This window comes from Amycolatopsis lurida (assembly GCF_900105055.1).
Taxonomy (GTDB): domain Bacteria; phylum Actinomycetota; class Actinomycetes; order Mycobacteriales; family Pseudonocardiaceae; genus Amycolatopsis; species Amycolatopsis lurida.
Genome location: NZ_FNTA01000002.1, coordinates 445,552 through 462,029 on the forward strand (window position 1 = coordinate 445,552; position 16,478 = coordinate 462,029).

General features: G+C 67.6%; 13 protein-coding genes. 7 read left to right on the forward strand and 6 right to left on the reverse strand.

The window, feature by feature from the left end; translation table 11 throughout:
* Nucleotides 1–34: 34 nt before the first annotated feature.
* A complete protein-coding gene (locus tag BLW75_RS02205; RefSeq protein WP_091596544.1) occupies nt 35–1,285 on the reverse strand; it encodes an HNH endonuclease signature motif containing protein in 1,251 nt (416 codons plus the stop codon).
* Nucleotides 1,286–1,561: 276 nt separating this feature from the next.
* Nucleotides 1,562–3,181 (reverse strand): ribosomal protection-like ABC-F family protein, encoded by a 1,620-nt coding sequence (gene abc-f, locus BLW75_RS02210; protein ID WP_034323755.1) that lies wholly within the window; start codon nt 3,179–3,181, stop codon nt 1,562–1,564.
* 395 nt (nt 3,182–3,576) lie between these two features.
* On the opposite strand from abc-f, the gene BLW75_RS02215 reads away from it, so the two are divergent.
* The gene (locus tag BLW75_RS02215; RefSeq protein WP_091596548.1) at nt 3,577–4,878 is read left to right on the forward strand and encodes a hypothetical protein; all 1,302 of its coding nucleotides are present in this window, start codon (nt 3,577–3,579) and stop codon (nt 4,876–4,878) included.
* Nucleotides 4,879–4,928: 50 nt separating this feature from the next.
* Here the strand turns inward: BLW75_RS02215 and BLW75_RS02220 are convergent, their stop codons facing one another.
* The 4 genes from BLW75_RS02220 to BLW75_RS02235 are packed head-to-tail and all read right to left on the reverse strand — an operon-like array spanning nt 4,929 to nt 9,474.
* Nucleotides 4,929–6,332 (reverse strand): GH1 family beta-glucosidase, encoded by a 1,404-nt coding sequence (locus BLW75_RS02220; protein ID WP_091596551.1) that lies wholly within the window; start codon nt 6,330–6,332, stop codon nt 4,929–4,931.
* A 2-nt stretch (nt 6,333–6,334) separates the two neighbouring features.
* Nucleotides 6,335–7,192, reverse strand: a complete 858-nt coding sequence (locus BLW75_RS02225) for a carbohydrate ABC transporter permease (protein ID WP_034323760.1) — start codon at nt 7,190–7,192, stop codon at nt 6,335–6,337.
* Nucleotides 7,189–8,169 (reverse strand): carbohydrate ABC transporter permease, encoded by a 981-nt coding sequence (locus tag BLW75_RS02230; protein ID WP_034323763.1) that lies wholly within the window; start codon nt 8,167–8,169, stop codon nt 7,189–7,191. The genes BLW75_RS02225 and BLW75_RS02230 overlap by 4 nt, the downstream gene beginning before the upstream one ends.
* A gap of 3 nt (nt 8,170–8,172) precedes the next feature.
* On the reverse strand, nt 8,173–9,474 hold the full coding sequence (locus BLW75_RS02235) for an ABC transporter substrate-binding protein (RefSeq protein ID WP_034323766.1): 1,302 nt from the start codon (nt 9,472–9,474) through the stop codon (nt 8,173–8,175).
* 182 nt (nt 9,475–9,656) lie between these two features.
* On the opposite strand from BLW75_RS02235, the gene BLW75_RS02240 reads away from it, so the two are divergent.
* From BLW75_RS02240 to yjfF, 6 genes are all read left to right on the forward strand, one after another.
* Nucleotides 9,657–10,703 carry a LacI family DNA-binding transcriptional regulator gene (locus tag BLW75_RS02240; protein ID WP_034323768.1) on the forward strand — a complete coding sequence of 349 codons (1,047 nt, stop codon included), beginning with the start codon at nt 9,657–9,659 and terminating at the stop codon, nt 10,701–10,703.
* Between the two features lie 108 nt (nt 10,704–10,811).
* Entirely contained in the window at nt 10,812–11,825 is a 1,014-nt protein-coding gene (locus tag BLW75_RS02245) for a LacI family DNA-binding transcriptional regulator (RefSeq protein WP_034323770.1), read from the forward strand.
* Nucleotides 11,826–11,902: 77 nt separating this feature from the next.
* Complete coding sequence (locus BLW75_RS02250; RefSeq protein ID WP_034323773.1) at nt 11,903–12,874, forward strand: ABC transporter substrate-binding protein; 972 nt, start codon at nt 11,903–11,905, stop codon at nt 12,872–12,874.
* Nucleotides 12,875–12,896: 22 nt separating this feature from the next.
* The gene (locus BLW75_RS02255; protein WP_034323817.1) at nt 12,897–14,399 is read left to right on the forward strand and encodes a sugar ABC transporter ATP-binding protein; all 1,503 of its coding nucleotides are present in this window, start codon (nt 12,897–12,899) and stop codon (nt 14,397–14,399) included.
* A complete protein-coding gene (locus BLW75_RS02260) occupies nt 14,396–15,433 on the forward strand; it encodes an ABC transporter permease (protein ID WP_034323775.1) in 1,038 nt (345 codons plus the stop codon). Before BLW75_RS02255 ends, BLW75_RS02260 begins: the two co-directional genes overlap by 4 nt.
* Complete coding sequence (gene yjfF / locus BLW75_RS02265; RefSeq protein WP_034323778.1) at nt 15,430–16,413, forward strand: galactofuranose ABC transporter, permease protein YjfF; 984 nt, start codon at nt 15,430–15,432, stop codon at nt 16,411–16,413. The genes BLW75_RS02260 and yjfF overlap by 4 nt, the downstream gene beginning before the upstream one ends.
* The last annotated feature ends 65 nt before the right edge of the window (nt 16,414–16,478 follow it).

The following is a 16,478-nucleotide window of genomic DNA, read 5'->3' on the forward strand; positions in this document are numbered from 1 at the left end:
CCGTCGCCGGTGTGGCTGGCGGGCTCCTCGGGGCTCAGCGGTGGAGGGTGTTGCGGCGGGGATGTCGGAGCGGGTCTCGGTATTGGGGTGGGATGAATTCCGGTAACCCGTCGGCCGCCATGCGGACTTCCCAGTCACCGTGATGGATCAACCGGTGATGGAAACCGCAGAGGAGCACGAGATTCCGAAGATCGGTAGGTCCGCCGTCTGCCCAGTGATGGATGTGGTGAGCGTGGCAATTCTTCGGTTTCCGATGACAGCCCGGGAACGCGCAGCCCCCGTCGCGGATGTTCAACGCCCGGCGCTGGCCCGGTGTGACGAAGCGTCTGAGTCGCCCCACATCGAGGGGCTCTCCGGCGGCGCTCAGCACGACCGGCAGCATCAGGCAGTCACAGGCAGCCAGCCGGGCTTCGCGGGCGGTCATCGTCCCGACGAAATCCAGGCACGCGGTCCCGAGACCGGATTTGAGTTCATCGAGGCCGATGGTGACGTTCACGAGGGTGCGGTAGCCGCTGGTGCCGGGCTGGTCCGGGCAGGCGATCGCCAGGTCGAGGAGATCGACCCAGGCGTCACCCATGCGCTCGCATTTCATCCGCAGGTCCGCCTGGCCGAACTCGTCGACGGGTCGTGGCTGGGCGTAGGCCTCGAGTGCGGCGGCGGTGCGGGCACCGGTCTCGTCATCGAGCAACCCGGTCAGCTTCCAGAACCCGTCCTTGCGGCGCTCCAGGGTGATCTCCCGGCGCGGCTCAGCAGGTTCCGGGTCTTTGGGTTCGTTGCCGTCGGGGTCGAGCAAGGCGAGGAGGTTCGCTTCGGCGTCCGCCAACTGCCGACGACCAGCGTCGCGAGCGAGGGTAGCGAGAATCTTCTCCGCGTTCGCCCGGTCCTCGGCCGAGATCTCGGCCGGAAGTCTCTTCAGAATCTCCAGGATCTGGTCGATCCGCTCATCACCGACCAAGCCCTCGGCCGCAACCGCAGCGGTCGTGGGCAGCGCGGCGGGAACCTCGGTGCCGTCCAACGCGCGGGTCGGGTTTAACGCGATGGCCCGCTTCACCACCGCACCCGCCTCACCGACCGACAACCCCGCGACATCGGCGAACCATGCAGCCGTGCGGCCATACCCGTACAAGTCTTTGACACCCCGAGACTCGATCTCCGCCAGGAATTTCCCCAGTCCGGCGGTGGCCATCCTGATCACCTGCAGAGACTGCTGCACGCCATGGGCAAGCTCCAGCTTGCCAGCGCGCCACAACTCCTGCGGCAGTTCGGGAAGGATGGTCTCGGACACCCCTCAATAATACCCGAACAAATAGAACATGTGTTCGTAATTTTAAGCGACGAGTGAAACGTGCGGGCAACACTGCAGGGTGAAACATTCAGGCCGTCGGAGTCGCTTTACGTAGACAGAAGTACGCAAAGGACTCTTCGTGTACTTCCGGTTCTCGCAGGAGGGACGAGCGCCCCGGTTCGAATGTTTCCGAGGCGCTCGTATCACAACACTCAAGAGTGAAGCCGCCATTCCCGCATTCGTGACGGTGCCACTCACGAACCGACCGAAGGGAGCTCAGGACTCCACGAGCGTCCCATCGGTCAACCGCACCCGCCGCTCCACCTTGATCTCCCGAAGGAACCGTTCGTCATGGCTGACGACCACGAAAGCCCCCTGATACGCCCCCATCGCGCTCTCCAACTGCCCGACGCTGACCAGGTCGAGGTTGTTGGTCGGCTCGTCGAGCAACAGGAGTTGCGGCGCGGGCTCGGCGAACAGGACGCAGGCCAGGGTGGCTCGCAGGCGTTCGCCCCCGGAGAGCACGCCGACAGGCAGCTGGCTTCGCGCGCCTCGGAACAGGAAGCGGGCGAGCAGGGTCATCCGTTGCGACTCGGGAAGGCTCGGGGCGAACGCGGCGAAGTTCTCGGCGATGGATCGGTCGAGGTCCAGGAGATCCAGTCGTTGGGAGAGGTACGCGATCCGGCCCTCGGCTCGCTTGACCACGCCACTGTCCGGAGTAAGGTCTCCGTTGAGCACCCGCAGGAGGGTCGACTTGCCGGTGCCGTTTCCGCCGGTCAGCGCGATCCGTTCGGGGCCGCGGATCGTCAGGTCGACTCCGTTGCCCGCGAAGACGTTCCGGTCGCCGTAGCGGACCTGGATTTGCTCGCCGTGGAACATCGTGCGCCCGGCGGGGACGTTGGTGCCCGGCAGGATCAGTGCGATCTTCTGGTCGTCGCGGAGGGAACGTTCGGCCTCGTCGAGGCGGTTCTTCGCGTCGCTGACCCGGGCGGCGTGCGTCTCGTTCGCCTTGCCCGCGGACTCCTGGGCGTTGCGTTTCATGGTGCCGGCGAAGATCTTCGGCAGGCCGGCGTTGCCGAGGTTCCTGGCGGCGTTGCCCGCGCGGCGCGCCGCCCGCTCGCGGGCCTGCTGCATCTCCCGCTTCTCGCGTTTGACCTCCTGTTCGGCGCTGCGGACGTTGCGTTCGGCGACCTCTTGCTCCGCCTTGGCGGCCGCTTCGTACAGGGTGAAGTTCCCGCCGTGATACCGGAGATCGCCGCGGTCGAGTTCGGCGATTCGATCCATCCGGTCGAGCAGTTCCCGGTCGTGACTCACCAGCAGCAGGCAGCCGGACCAGTCTTCGAGCACCCCGTAGAGCTTGCGGCGGGCGTCGAGGTCGAGATTGTTGGTCGGTTCGTCCAGGAGCAGGATGTCGGGCCGCTTCAGCAGTTGCGCGGCCAGGCCGAGGGAGATGATCTGCCCGCCGCTCAACGTGCGCAGGCTCCGGCCCAGCGAAATGCCGTCGAGGCCGAGCCGGTCGAGCTGGGCGCGGGTGCGCTCCTCGATGTCCCAGTCGTTCCCGATGGTCGTGAAGTGCTCTTCGCTCGCGTCGCCGGACTCGATCGCGCTCAGTGCGGCGAGCTGCGGTGCGATGCCCAGCACTTCGGCGACGTTCAGGTCGGCGGTGAGCGGCAGCGACTGCGGCAGATAGCCGAGGACTCCCTGGGTGGAGACCGACCCGGACACCGGCCGCAGCTCACCCGCGATCAGTTTGAGGAGCGTGCTCTTGCCCGCCCCGTTCGGCGCGACCAGACCGGTGCGGCCACCGGGCACGGTGAAGGACAGGTCTTCGAAGACCGGAGTGTCGTCCGGCCAGGAAAAGGAGAGGGCGGACACGACGACGAAGGCGTCTGACATGGAAATGACCTCGTGAAAGACAGCGGGCGCCTTGAGGCTGCACCGCGGTGGACGTGGCTTGAGGGGACGACAAAGAGGCCACGTCGGCGTCGACGCCGGTGGCCTGCCTGCTCCGGCTCACCCGGAGATGTCGTCTTCACCTGCCACGTCTGGTCTCCACTGCTCGTCGATCAGGTCCGCATCTACGATAACAAGACCTGCCGGAGTGTGGCCACCGCGATCCCGCGGCGCGGCGGCGGCAAGGCGCGAATTCCGATGTTTCTCCGTTTGTTCACGACGATTCCCGATGATCGGTAAGCGTGTGGTCGGAATCATATTCATTGAGGGTGAAGGCGAGGACTTCTAATGTTCTCGATGGCCATCACCCGATTCCTTGCCTGGGAGGTTTTCCGCTGATGTCGAATACCGGAACCCGAAGACGAATCGCGACCACGGTAACCGCGCTGGGGGCGTTCGCCCTGGTCGCTCCGCCGGCACAAGCCGCCGAAACCGCTGTTCCCTGCGACTCCGCCGCGTTGGTCCAGGCCATCGCCGAGGCCAACGCCGACCCCGCGCCGGACACGCTGTCCTTGGCGGCGAAGTGTGTCTACACGCTCACCGCGGTCGCCGATTCCTACTGGAAAGCCGGGCTGCCCTCCATCGAGGGGAAGCTCACCGTCAACGGTAATCACGCCACCATCGAACGCGCCAAGGACGCGCCCCGATTCCGGATCATCAACAATTGGGGCGACCTGACCCTCAACGAAGTCACGATCGCGGGCGGGCACGCTCCCGACGGAGTCGGGACCAACTCCTCCGGAGACGGGAACTCGGGCGGGTCCGGCGGCGGTATCCAGAACTGGGGCCCACTGACCATCACCGACAGCGTCATCAGCGGCAACACCGCCGGTTCGGGTGGTCCTGGCGCGGACGCGACCGCCACCACCTACGCGGGGAGCGGGGGCAGCGGCGGTTTCGGCGGTGGCGTCTCGTCGTACTCTTCCTCGCGCGTAACTCTGACGATCACCCGTACCTCGATCATCGGTAACGCCGGCGGCTCCGGCGGCCTGGGCGGAAACGGTGTGGCGGCCAAGCCGGGTGGCCGGGGCGGGTCCGCCGGTTACGGTGGGGGTATCGAGGCCCTCGGTGGCACCGTCCTGCGCATCACCGGTGGCGGTGTGTCCGACAACAGCGCCGGGAGTGGCGGCAAGGGCGGTACGGGCGGCGCCGAGGGCGGCCGCGCCGGGAACGGCGGCAGCGGCGGCGTCGCAGGCGGTGCGTTCGTGTCGTCCAGCAGGGGTGTGCTGCTGAATCCCGCCATCGTCGGCGCCACGGTCACGGGCAACCAGGCGGGCCGAGGGGGTGACGCCGGTGTCGCGGGGCCGGGCGGGTACTCCGGGTTCTCCGGCTACGGAGGTCGAGGCGGCGGACTCGCAGTGTTCGACGACAACCTCACCCTCGACGAGGTGAAGGTCAGCGACAACGCCGCGGGCGAGCCCGGGGCAGGCTCGTACCCGCAGCCGGCATCCGGTGGCGGCCTCCACACGCTGGGCGCACGCGTCACGCTGGTGAACGGGGCAGTGGTGAGCGGCAACCGGCCCGACAACTGTGTCTCCCCGGCGGACGTACCCGGCTGCGTCAACGATTTCCGGACCGCCGAGGTCCACGGCCATGACCGGAGGGCCGACGCCGAACGGGCCGCGGTCATCCGCCGGTAGCCGTCAGGACAGGGCCGTTCAGGACGAATGTGTCCTGAACGGCCCTGTCCTCAGCTCAGCCCGTTGAGACTGATGGCCCTGGCATACCAGAGCGCGCTCTGTTTCGGCGTCCGCCGCTGCGTCGTGTAGTCGACGTGGACGAGACCGAACCGTTTGCCGTACCCCTCGGCCCACTCGAAGTTGTCGAGCAGTGACCAATAGAAGTAACCGCGCAGGTCGACGCCGGCCTCGATCGCCTCGTACGCGGCGCGCAGATGCGAGTCGAGGAAGGCTATCCGGTCGGTGTCCGCGATGTCCCCGCCGATCACCGCGTCCGGATAGGAAGCGCCGTTCTCGGTGATGTACAACGGAATCGCCCGATAGTCGCGATGGACCTGGAGGAGGCACTCGGTGAGCCGCGAGGGCTGGACCTCCCAGCCGGAGTCGGTGCGGGGCGCCGCTTCGTCGGGCACGAAATGGACGTCGGGGGAGCCGAGCCAGTCGGCGCCCGCCGGTTCGCTGCCGGGAAGCGGGGTTCCCGCGACCTGGTAGCCGCGGTAGTAGTTGATGCCCAGCCAGTCGATCGGAGCGGCGATGGTCGCGAGGTCGCCGTCCCGCACCAGCTCTCCGATGCCGAGCGGCGCCAGGTCGGTCAGCAGATCCTCGGGGTAGGAGCCACGCAGCACCGGATCCAGGAACAACCGGTTCTGCAGACCGTCGATCCGGCGCGCGGCCTCGGAGTCCACAGTGGACGACGGATCGACCGCCGACACCGGGTACAGGTTCAGTGTGATCCCCGACGACGCGGCCGGCGCGTGCCGCCGCAGGACGTCCATCGCCAGTCCGTGGCCCAGCAGCAGATGGTGCGCGGCCGCGACGGCGGCGCGGGGTTCCCGCCTGCCGGGCGCGTGGATCCCGCGCGCGTAACCCAGCATCGCGGCACACCACGGCTCGTTCAAGGTGGACCAGCGCGGCACCCGGTCGCCCAGGCGCGCCACGACCGTTTCGGCGTATTCGGCGAACCGGAACGCGGTCTCGCGTGCCGTCCAGCCGCCCTCGTCTTCCAGCGACTGGGGGAGATCCCAGTGATACAGCGTCGCCCACGGCTCCACTCCGGCTTCGAGCAGCTTGTCGACGAGCCGGTCGTAGAACGCGAGGCCGCGCGGGTTCGGCGCGCCGCCGTCGGGCCGGATCCGCGGCCACGACAGCGAGAAGCGGTACGCGCCGAGCCCGAGCCGTCGCATCAGATCGACGTCTTCGGCATAACGCCGGTAGTGATCGGCGCCCGGCTCTCCGGTGTCGCCACCGACGACGGCGCCGGGGCGGCGGGCGAAGACGTCCCAGATCGAGTCGGTCCGGCCGTCGGCGGCCGTCGCCCCTTCGACCTGGAAGGCCGCGGTGGCGGCGCCCCACACGAATCCGGGCGGGAACAGGAGCGCGGTCTTCGCCCGGACACTGTCGGGATGAGCGGACATGGTCACCCTTTCACGGCACCTTGCATGATCCCGGCCACGATCTGGCGGCCGAGGAGGAGGAAGACGATGAGGATCGGGATGGTGGCCAGGGTGGTCCCGGCCAGCACCAGCGAATAGTCGACGTAATAGCCGCTCTGCAGCTTCTCCAGCGCCAGCTGGACGGTGGGATTGCCGGCGTCCAGCACCACGAGCGGCCACAGGAAGTCGTTCCATGACGTCATGAACGTGAACATCGCCAGGATCGCCGCCGCAGGCCGGACCGCGGGCAGGCAGACGTTCCAGAAGATCCGGATCATGCTGCAGCCGTCGACGCGCGCCGCCTCGATCAGTTCGTAGGGTACGGCGTCCACTGTGTACTGACGCATCCAGAAGACGCCGAACGCGGTCACCAGGTTGGGCACGATCACCGACTGCAAACCGCCTGCCCAGCCGAACTCCGACATCGCCATGAACAGCGGGATGATGCCGAGCTGGGTCGGTACGGCGAGGGTGATCACGATGAACACGAACAAGCCGTTCCGCCCGCGGAACCGCAGTTTGGCGAAGGCGAACCCGGCCAGCGACGAGAACAGCACCGTGGTGAGGGTGACCGTGCCGGACACGATCAGGCTGTTCGCGAGCGCCTTCCAGAACGGCACGGTGTCGAACACCCTCGCCGCGTTGGCGAAGAAGTTCCCGCCGGGCAGGAAGGGCGGGACCCGTTCGGTGAGCATCCCGCTGTCCCGGCTGGCGACCAGGAACGACCAGTAGAACGGGAAGAGCGAGCCCAGCACGAAGATCGTGAGCACGACATAGGTCGCCCTGCGTGGTTTGCCCAGCGCCGAAACGCCGCGCTTGAGTCCACTATGGATAACCGTCATTTCTTCTTCACCGCCGTGAGCCTGCCGGTGAGGAAGAAGTTCACCAGCGCGATCAGCACGATGATCACGAACAGCACCCACGCGATCGCCGAGGCATAGCCGAGTTCGTAGTTCTCGAAGGCCGTTTGGTACAGGTACAGCGTCACGGTCTGGAACTGGTTGGACGAGCCGCCGTTGTTCGACCCCGGCATGGCGTCGAACAGCTTGGGCTCGGTGAAGATCTGCAGGCCGCCGATCGTCGAGGTGATCGTGACGAAGATCAGCGTCGGCTTCAGCAAGGGGAGCGTGATGCTGAAGAAACGGCGTGCGGCGCCCGCGCCGTCGATCAGGGCGGCCTCGTGCAGTTCCTTCGGGATGGCCTGCATCGCCGCGAGCACGATCAGCGCGTTGTACCCGGTCCAGCGCCAGTTCACCATGATCGCGATCGCGGCGTGACTGCTGAACCGGCCGGCCTGCCAGTCGACCGGATCCAGCCCGATCGTCTGCAGCAGCCCGTTGACCAGCCCGTACTTCGGCCCGAACAGGTTCGCGAAGATGATCCCGAGCGCCACCAGGCTGGCGGCGTAGGGGAGCAGGACGCCGACGCGCCAGCCGGTCGCCCCGCGGAGCGTGGCGCTCAGCAGCGCCGCCAGGAGCACCGCGATGATCAGCTGCGGAACGCTGGAGAGCAGGAAGATGCTGACCGTGTTCTCGAGCGCGTTCCAGAACTGGGTGTCAGCGAACAACTCCTTGAAGTTGTCCAGCCCGATGAAAACGGGGTTGTCGTCACCCGCCTCCCAGCTGAACAGGGACACGTACGCCGTGTAGAGCAGCGGGAACAATCCGACGATCCCGAACACGACGAAGAACGGGGCGATGTAGAGGTACGGCGAGACCTTGACGTCCCACCGGCTCAGCCGATGGCGGAGGGTGGGCCGGGGCGACGTGCGCACCCCGGCCTTCTCCTCGTCCGGCGCGATCTTGTCGACGACGGTCATCGGTCAGCGCGTGATCTTCTTCGCGGCGTCGAGCAGTTGCGTCCAGCCCTCGTCCGCGGACTTGCCCTGTTCGACGGCCTGCAGCGCCGGGCTCGACGCGTTCTCCTGGATCTGGCCGTCACCGGGGCCCTTGTACTGCGGCTTCGCGACCTTCTTCGCCTGCTCGGCGAACAACTGGCCGATCTTGGCACCACCGAAGTAGGCGTCGGTCTCGCTCAGCAGTGCCTGGTCCTCCAGTGCCTTGACCTGGCTGGGGAAGGTGCCCTTGGCCTTGAACGCCTTGATCTGCTGCTCGGGCGCGGTGAGCCAGGCGGCGAGTTCGGCCGCCTCCTTCGGGTGCTTCGACTGCGTGGGCACGGTCAGGTACGAGCCGCCCCAGTTCCCGCCGCCACCGGGGAAGGCCGCGGTGACCGCCCATTTGCCGGCGTTCTCGGGGCCGGAGTGCTCCTCGATCACGCCGAGCATCCACGCGGGGCACACCTTCGTGGCGAAGGCGCCCTGCTTGAAACCGGAGTTCCACTCGTTGCTGAACGCGGTCAGCTTGGCCGACTGTCCTTTCGCTACGGCGCCTGTCACCTTGGTCCAAGCGTCCTTGATGCCCTGGTTCGATTCCAGCGTCGGCTTGTCGTCGTTGCCGATGTAGCCGGTGGGAAGCTGGTTGACCATGGCGTTGAAGTTCTGCGCGGCCGAGTCGAACCACGCCTTCCCGCCGGTCTTGGAGACGTACTGGTCACCGGCGGCGAAGTAACTGTCCCAGGTCGCGAACAGTGGCTTGACCGCTTCGGGGTCGGACGGCAGCCCCGCCGCTTCGAGCATGTCCTTGCGGTAGCACATGGCCAGCGGGCCGATGTCCGTCCCGTAGCCGATGACCTTGCCGTCCTTGGTCTTCGCCGCGTCGTACTTCCAGCCGAGCCAGCGGTCGGAGGACGCGTCCGCCGGGCCGATCTTGGGCAGGTCGTTGAACTTCGAGCCCTTGTCGAGGACGTTCGACAGATGCCCTTCCTCGACGGCGGTGACGTCGGCGAGGCCGGACCCCGCGGCCAGTTTCGTGATCAGATCCTGGTGGTACGGCCCGCCCTGGCCGGTCTTGCGGTGGGTGATCTCGATGTTCGGGTGCAGTCGTTCGTACTCGGGGATGAGCTCCTCGTAGCCGAACTCGGTGAACGTCGCCAGCGACAGCTCGACCTTCGCGTTCGGGTCCGACGCGGCGGGGGACCCGCCGTCGTCACCGCCGCACGCCGCCAGGCCGAACGTCGTCATCGTGATACCCAGTGCCAGCACCAGGCCGTTCCGGATGCTTCTCACGTCATTGTGTCCCTTGCTGATGGGGTGAGGAGAAAATGGGAGCGCTCCCAGGATGCGCAGAGTCTGTCGCCCAGGTATGGCGGTGTCAAGGGCTTGTAATGAGAGTGTTTCCATCAGGGGAGCGCTCTCAGTGTCGCCGCCCGCCGAGCATTAAGCTGTCGGTGTCCGGATGGAGCTGATGAGTGAAGGTGGCGCGGGTGGGGCCTCGACCAGAGGAAGACGGCAGGCCGACGTTGGAGGACGTCGCCGCGTCCGCCGGGGTCAGCCGGTCGACGGCGTCCCGTGCGCTGAACGACGACGGCTACGTCAGCGCGCGCTCCCGCGAGAAGGTCCAGGCCGCGGCTCGCGAACTCGGCTATTCCCCGAACCAGGCGGCCAGGTCGCTGGTCACCAGGCGGACCGGCGCGGTCGCGGTCGTGCTGTCGGAGCCGGAGGCGCGGCTGCTCGACGACCCGTACCGCACCGCGGTCATGCGTGCGGGCTATCGCGAACTCGCCGACGTCGGCTGCCAGATGGTCTTGATCTTCAGTGACACCCGCGAGGATCTCGACCGCACGGTCCGGTTCCTGGACGGCGGGCACGTCGACGGCGTATTGGTCTTCGCGCCGCACCGGACCGATCCACTGCCCAAGGCGTTGCGGCAGCTGAGGATCCCAGTGGTGTACGGCGGGCAGGCGGCCGGGCTGAAACGCGGTGTCCACGTCGTCGACTTCGACAACGAGGGCGGCGCGAAGCTCGCGGTCGCGCATCTGGTGGAGGCGGGCCATCGCCGGATCGCCACGATCGCGGGCCCGCAGGACCAGAGCGCGGCGATCGACCGGCTCTCCGGATGGCGCAAGACCCTCCTCGACGCCGGACTCGACCCGGCGGACCTGGTGGAGGAAGGCGACTTCACCCTGACCGGCGGCGCGAAGGCGATGGCGAACCTGCTCGCGCGGCGCCCCGACCTCGACGCCGTCTTCGTGGCCAGCGACATGATGGCCCTCGGCGCGCTCCGCACTCTCCATTCCGCCGGACGGCGGATCCCGTCGGACGTCGCCGTCGTCAGCTTCGACGACAACGCGACCCTCGCGCCGGAGATGGACCCGCCGCTGACGTCCGTCCACCAGGACCCTCGCGAGCAGGTGCGCGTGATGGTCGAGACCCTGCTCGCGGTGATGGACGACCGGGATCTCAAGCCCCGCCAGCGGATCTTGCCGGTCTCGCTCACACATCGCGCCTCCAGCTGACCCTGGGCTCCGTGACCCGACTGTGACTCGGGGAGCGCTTGACCAGGCTCGTGTTATCGCTAACACTTGCGGCACTCGTCACACGGTACCGGGATTGGGAGACAGGCGATGGCGCGCGAAACCACCGAGAGCAAGCAGGCCAGTCTCACCGACGTGGCCGCGCTCGCGGGTGTCTCGCATATGACGGTCTCGCGGGTCATCAACGGCACCGGACCGGTCCGCGCCGAGACGCGTGTCCGCGTCAACGCCGCCATCGAGCAACTGGACTATCGGCCGAACTCGGTCGCCCGCGCGCTGGTCACCGGCCGTTCGGGCACACTCGGCGTGGTCGCGCTGGAGGCCAACCTCTACGGTCCGGCCAGCACCTTGAGCGGGATCGAGCACGCCGCCCGCGAAGCCGGCTACGCGACGACCATAACCAGCATCAGCCGTCCGGGCCGGTCGTCCATCGCGGACGCGGTGGAGCGCCTGCGCCGCCAGGCCGTCGAGGGCATCGTCGTGATCGCACCGCATGTCACCGCCGCACGCGCGCTGGAGGCGGCGCCCAGCGACGTGCCGCTCGTCGCGGTCGGCGGCGGGGAGAAGGCGCCGGTCCCGGTGATCACGGTCGACCAGTACGACGGCGCGCGGCGCGCCACCGAGCACCTCCTCGGCCTCGGTCACGAGACCGTCTGGCACGTGGCCGGACCCGAAGACTGGCTGGAGGCGCTCGACCGCGAACGTGGCTGGCGCGAGACCCTGCAGCGGCACGGCGCACGGATCCCGCCCGTCATCCGCGGTGACTGGAGCGCGCGTTCCGGGTACGCGGCGGGGCGATCCCTCGTCGGCGAACGGGGACTGGGCGCGGTGTTCGTGGCGAACGACCAGATGGCCCTCGGTTTTCTCCGTGCCTGCACCGAAGCGGGGGTGAACGTGCCAGGCGAGATGCGGATCGTCGGCTTCGACGACGTTCCCGAGGCGGCGTACTACACGCCGCCGCTGACGACGGTGCGCCAGGACTTCGTCGAAGTCGGCAGGCGCACGTTCGACCTGCTCCGCCGCCGGATGAACGGCGGTGAGGAACGAGATCGCGACCTGGTGGTCCCCGAACTGATCGTGCGGGAGAGCACCGGTCTTTCGTAGCACCGGAAGCCGTTTCCAGGCTCAAGGTACGAGTGTTAACGCTAACTCAACTGATCAGTGCGGATCTAGGAGTCGATGTGGCAAGAAAACCGTGGACGGCGATCGTGGCCGGAGTGGCCGGGCTGCTCCTGCTCTCCGCGTGCGGCGGTGGCGGCGGGACAGGTGGCGGCGGCGCCCTCACCCTCGGCTTCGCCCAGGTGGGCGCGGAAAGCGGCTGGCGCACGGCGAACACGAAGTCGATCCAGGAGTCCGCGAAGGCGGCCGGGATCGAGCTGAAGTTCTCCGACGCGCAGCAGAAGCAGGAGAACCAGATCGCCGCGATCCGGTCCTACATCCAGCAGAAGGTGAAGGTGATCGCCTTCTCGCCGGTCGTGGAATCCGGCTGGGACACCGTGCTCAAGGAGGCGAAGACGGCGAACATCCCGGTGATCCTGACCGACCGGGCCGTCGACTCGCCGGACAAGTCGCTGTACAAGACCTTCCTGGGTTCGGATTTCGTCGCCGAGGGCAAGAAGGCGGGCGAGTGGCTGGCCAAGGAGTTCGGCTCCGCGGCGGGCGACGTCAGCATCGTGGAACTGCAGGGCACCACCGGTTCGGCGCCGGCGAACGACCGCAAGAAGGGCTTCGCCGACGTCATCTCGTCGAACCCGAAGCTCAAGGTCGTCGCTTCGCAGACCGGTGAGTTCACCCGGGCCAAGGGCAAGGAGGTCATGGAGGCATTCCTGAAGTCCCAGCCCAAGATCGACGTGCTGTACGCGCACAACGACGACATGGCCCTCGGCGCCATCGAAGCGATCGAGGCGGCCGGGAAGGTCCCCGGGAAGGACATCAAGATCGTCTCGGTCGACGGCGTCCGCGACGCCCTGCAGGCACTGGCCGACGGCAAGATCAATCACGTCGTCGAATGCAACCCGCTGCTCGGCCCGCAGCTGATGGATCTGGTGAAGAAGGTCGCCGCCGGCGAGCAGGTGCCGCCGCGCATCGAGACCACCGAGACCGAATTCGACCAGGCCGCCGCGAAGGCCGCGCTGCCGCAACGCCAGTACTGAGCCGATGACAGAACCCCTCGCGATGCTGCGGATGAGCCACATCCGGAAGGAATTCCCCGGCGTGGTCGCCCTCGACGACGTCTCCTTCCGGATGTTCCCCGGTGAAGTGCACGCCCTGATGGGTGAGAACGGTGCCGGCAAGTCCACCCTGATCAAGGTGCTCACCGGCGTTTACGGGGTGGACGCGGGCACGATCGAACTCGACGGCTCCCCGGTCGCGTTCAGCGGCCCGGGAGAGGCACAGCGCTCCGGCGTGAGCACCGTCTACCAGGAAGTGAACCTCTGCCCGAACCTGTCGGTGGCGGAGAACATCTGCCTCGGCAAGGAGCCGCGACGGCGCGGCCGCATCGACTGGCGTGAGACGCGCCGCCGGGCGGCCGCGCTGCTGGCCAGGCTGGACGTCGAGGTGGACGTTTCGGCCGAGCTGAGCAGCTGCTCGATCGCGGTGCAGCAACTGGTCGCGATCGCCAGGGCGCTCGACGTCGACGCGCGTGTCCTCGTGCTCGACGAACCGACGTCCAGTTTGGACGCCGGCGAGGTCGAGCAGCTGCTGAACGTGGTGCGGTCGCTGCGGGATCAGGGGATGGCGATCCTGTTCGTCTCCCATTTCATCGAGCAGGTCTTCGCCGTCGCGGACCGGATGACGGTGCTGCGCAACGGGAAGCTGATCGGCGAGTACCGCACCGAGGAGATCACCCCGGTCGACCTGGTCACCAGGATGATCGGCAAGGAACTCGAAGCACTCGAAGACATCGAGGACGCGGGCCACAGCCGGTCCGACCTCGCCGGAGCGCCGGTGTTCCTCGAAGCGGGCGACGTCGGCCGCAAGGGCGGCGTCGCGCCGTTCTCGCTCGACATCCGGGCGGGCGAGGTCGTCGGCCTCGCCGGGCTGCTCGGTTCCGGCCGTACCGAACTGGCGCGGCTGCTGTTCGGCGCCGATCACGCGGACAGCGGTTCCGTGCGGATCGACGGCGAGCGGGTGTCGCTGAAGACGCCGCGGACCGGGCTCGACCACCGCATCGCGTTCTGTTCGGAGAACCGCAAGACCGAAGGCCTCGTCGAGGAACTCACCGTGCGGGAGAACATCGTGCTGGCGTTGCAGGCCTCGCGGGGCTGGGCGCGGCCGATCCCGCGGCGGCGGCAGGACGAGATCGCCGAGCGTTACATCGAGATGCTCGACATCCGGCCCGCCAACGCGGAAGCGAAGGTCGGTGACCTGAGCGGCGGCAACCAGCAGAAGGTGCTGCTCGCGAGGTGGCTGATCACCGAACCGCGCTTGCTGATCCTCGATGAGCCGACGCGCGGCATCGACATCGGCGCCAAGACGGAGATCCAGCGGCTGGTCGCCCGGCTCTCGCGTGAGGGGATGGCCGTCGTGTTCATCTCCGCCGAACTCGAGGAGGTGCTGCGGTTGAGTCACCGGGTCGTCGTGCTGCGCGACCGCGCGGTGGTCGCCGTACTGGACAACGAATCGCTGACCGCGGACCGCGTCATGGCGACGATGGCCGAAGGAGTCGCACGATGACCAAGCATCGTCTGTTCTGGCCCGTCGTCGCGCTGCTGGCGCTGCTGCTCGGCGACCTCATCGTCCATCCGGCGTTCTTCGCGATCGAATTCCGCGACGGGCATCTCTACGGGAACCTGATCGACATCCTGAAGAACGGCGCCCCGCTGATCCTCATCGCGATCGGCATGACCCTGGTGGTGGCGACGCGGGGGATCGACCTTTCCGTCGGCGCGGTGGTCGCGATCAGCGGCGCGCTCGCCTGCCTGCACATCAGCGGACTCGGTGATCAGAACAGCCTCGGCGGCACGCTCGCCGCGGTCGGGATGGCGCTGGGGCTGGCCCTCGCCCTCGGGGTGTGGAACGGCTGGCTCGTGGCGGTCCTGGGCATCCAGCCGATCATCGCGACACTGATCCTGATGGTCGCGGGCCGCGGTATCGCCCAGCTGATCACCGGCGGCCAGATCATCACCGTCAATTCGCATCCCTACGAATGGATCGGCAGCGGGTTCACCTTCGGCCTGCCCAGCGCGATCCTCATCGCGCTCGCGGTGTTCGCCATCGCCGCGGTGCTGGTCCGCCGGTCGGCGCTGGGGCTGCTGGTCGAATCGGTGGGCGGCAACCCGGAGGCGGGCAGGCTCGCCGGGCTCCGGTCGGCCCGGCTGATCTGGCTCACCTACGTCTTCTGTGCGCTCTGCGCCGGCATCGCCGGACTGATGATCAGCGCGAACGTGCACAGCGCCGACGGCAACAACGCCGGACAGTTCATCGAACTCGACGCGATCCTCGCCGTCGTCATCGGCGGGACCCTGCTGACCGGTGGCCGGTTCTCGCTCACCGGTTCGGTCATCGGCGCGCTGCTCATCCAGACGTTGACGACGACCGTGTACGCGCTCGGCATCGCGCCGCAGGCGATCATGCTGTTCAAGGCCGTGGTCGTGCTGGCGGTCTGCCTGCTGCAGTCGCCGGTGTTCCGCAAGAAGCTCGCGAGGCGGCGGAAAGCGGTCCCGCCGCCTGCCGCCGTCGTGCCGGAGAAGGTGGAGGCCGGGGTATGACGACACTCGACCGCGTCAAGGGCTATCGGCCGCGGCAGCGGCATCTGCCGATCCTCGCGACGATGGCGATGCTCGTCGGCGCGTACATCTACGGCGCTTCGAGCTACACGGCGTTCGGCTCCGGGCAGGTCGTGCTCGACCTGTTCATCAACAACGCCTTCCTGCTGGTGGTCGCCGTCGGGATGACGTTCGTGATCCTCACCGGTGGGATCGACCTGTCGGTCGGCTCGGTGGTCGCACTGTCCACAGTGGTCTCCGCCGACCTGCTGCAGAACCAGGGCTGGCCGGTTTTCGCGGTGATCCCCGCGGTACTGGCGATCGGCGCGGCGCTGGGCTTCGGGATGGGCGTGCTGATCCAGGTCTTCGAGATCCAGCCGTTCATCGCGACGCTCATCGGGATGTTCTTCGCCAGGGGGCTCTGCTACACGATCAGCACCCAGGCGTACTCGATCGACGATCCGACGGTCGCGAGCCTCGCGCAGACGCAGATCCCGCTCGGTGGTGAGCTGCACATCTCGATCGGCGTGGTCGTCGCGCTGGTCGTGGTCGCCGTCGCCGCGTACGTCCTGTACGGAACGCGGTTCGGCCGGACGGTCTACGCGATCGGCGGGAACCCGAAGTCCGCGCTGCTGATGGGCTTGAACGTCGGCCGCACGCGGATTTCGGTCTACACGCTCAGCGGGTTCTGCTCGGCGCTCGGCGGCCTGCTACTGGTGCTGTACAAGTCCTCCGGCGATCCGCTCAACGGCGTCGGGCTGGAACTGACCGCGATCGCGGCCGTCGTCATCGGCGGCACGTTGCTCACCGGCGGTTCCGGCTACGTCCTCGGGACGGTGCTCGGGATCATGGTGCTGGGCATCATCCAGACCCTGATCACCTTCGACGGCACGCTGAACTCGTGGTGGACCTCGATCATCACCGGTGCGCTGCTGTTCGCCTTCATCGTCCTCCAACGCCTCGTCGGCAGACGGACCACGTAACTCGCGTGATTGGAGCCGTAACTCGCGTGATCGGAGCCGGATCGCCTTCAAACACGTGAGTTACG

Bases quoted from the DNA above. Each gene is read 5' to 3' on its own strand.
- BLW75_RS02260 (WP_034323775.1), top strand. From the start codon at position 14,396: ATGACCAAGCATCGTCTGTTCTGGCCCGTCGTCGCGCTGCTGGCGCTG.
- BLW75_RS02255 (WP_034323817.1), top strand. From the start codon at position 12,897: ATGCTGCGGATGAGCCACATCCGGAAGGAATTCCCCGGCGTGGTCGCC.
- BLW75_RS02230 (WP_034323763.1), bottom strand. From the start codon at position 8,169: ATGACCGTCGTCGACAAGATCGCGCCGGACGAGGAGAAGGCCGGGGTG.
- BLW75_RS02220 (WP_091596551.1), bottom strand. From the start codon at position 6,332: ATGTCCGCTCATCCCGACAGTGTCCGGGCGAAGACCGCGCTCCTGTTC.
- BLW75_RS02225 (WP_034323760.1), bottom strand. From the start codon at position 7,192: ATGACGGTTATCCATAGTGGACTCAAGCGCGGCGTTTCGGCGCTGGGC.
- abc-f (WP_034323755.1), bottom strand. From the start codon at position 3,181: ATGTCAGACGCCTTCGTCGTCGTGTCCGCCCTCTCCTTTTCCTGGCCG.
- BLW75_RS02215 (WP_091596548.1), top strand. From the start codon at position 3,577: ATGTCGAATACCGGAACCCGAAGACGAATCGCGACCACGGTAACCGCG.
- BLW75_RS02245 (WP_034323770.1), top strand. From the start codon at position 10,812: ATGGCGCGCGAAACCACCGAGAGCAAGCAGGCCAGTCTCACCGACGTG.
- yjfF (WP_034323778.1), top strand. From the start codon at position 15,430: ATGACGACACTCGACCGCGTCAAGGGCTATCGGCCGCGGCAGCGGCAT.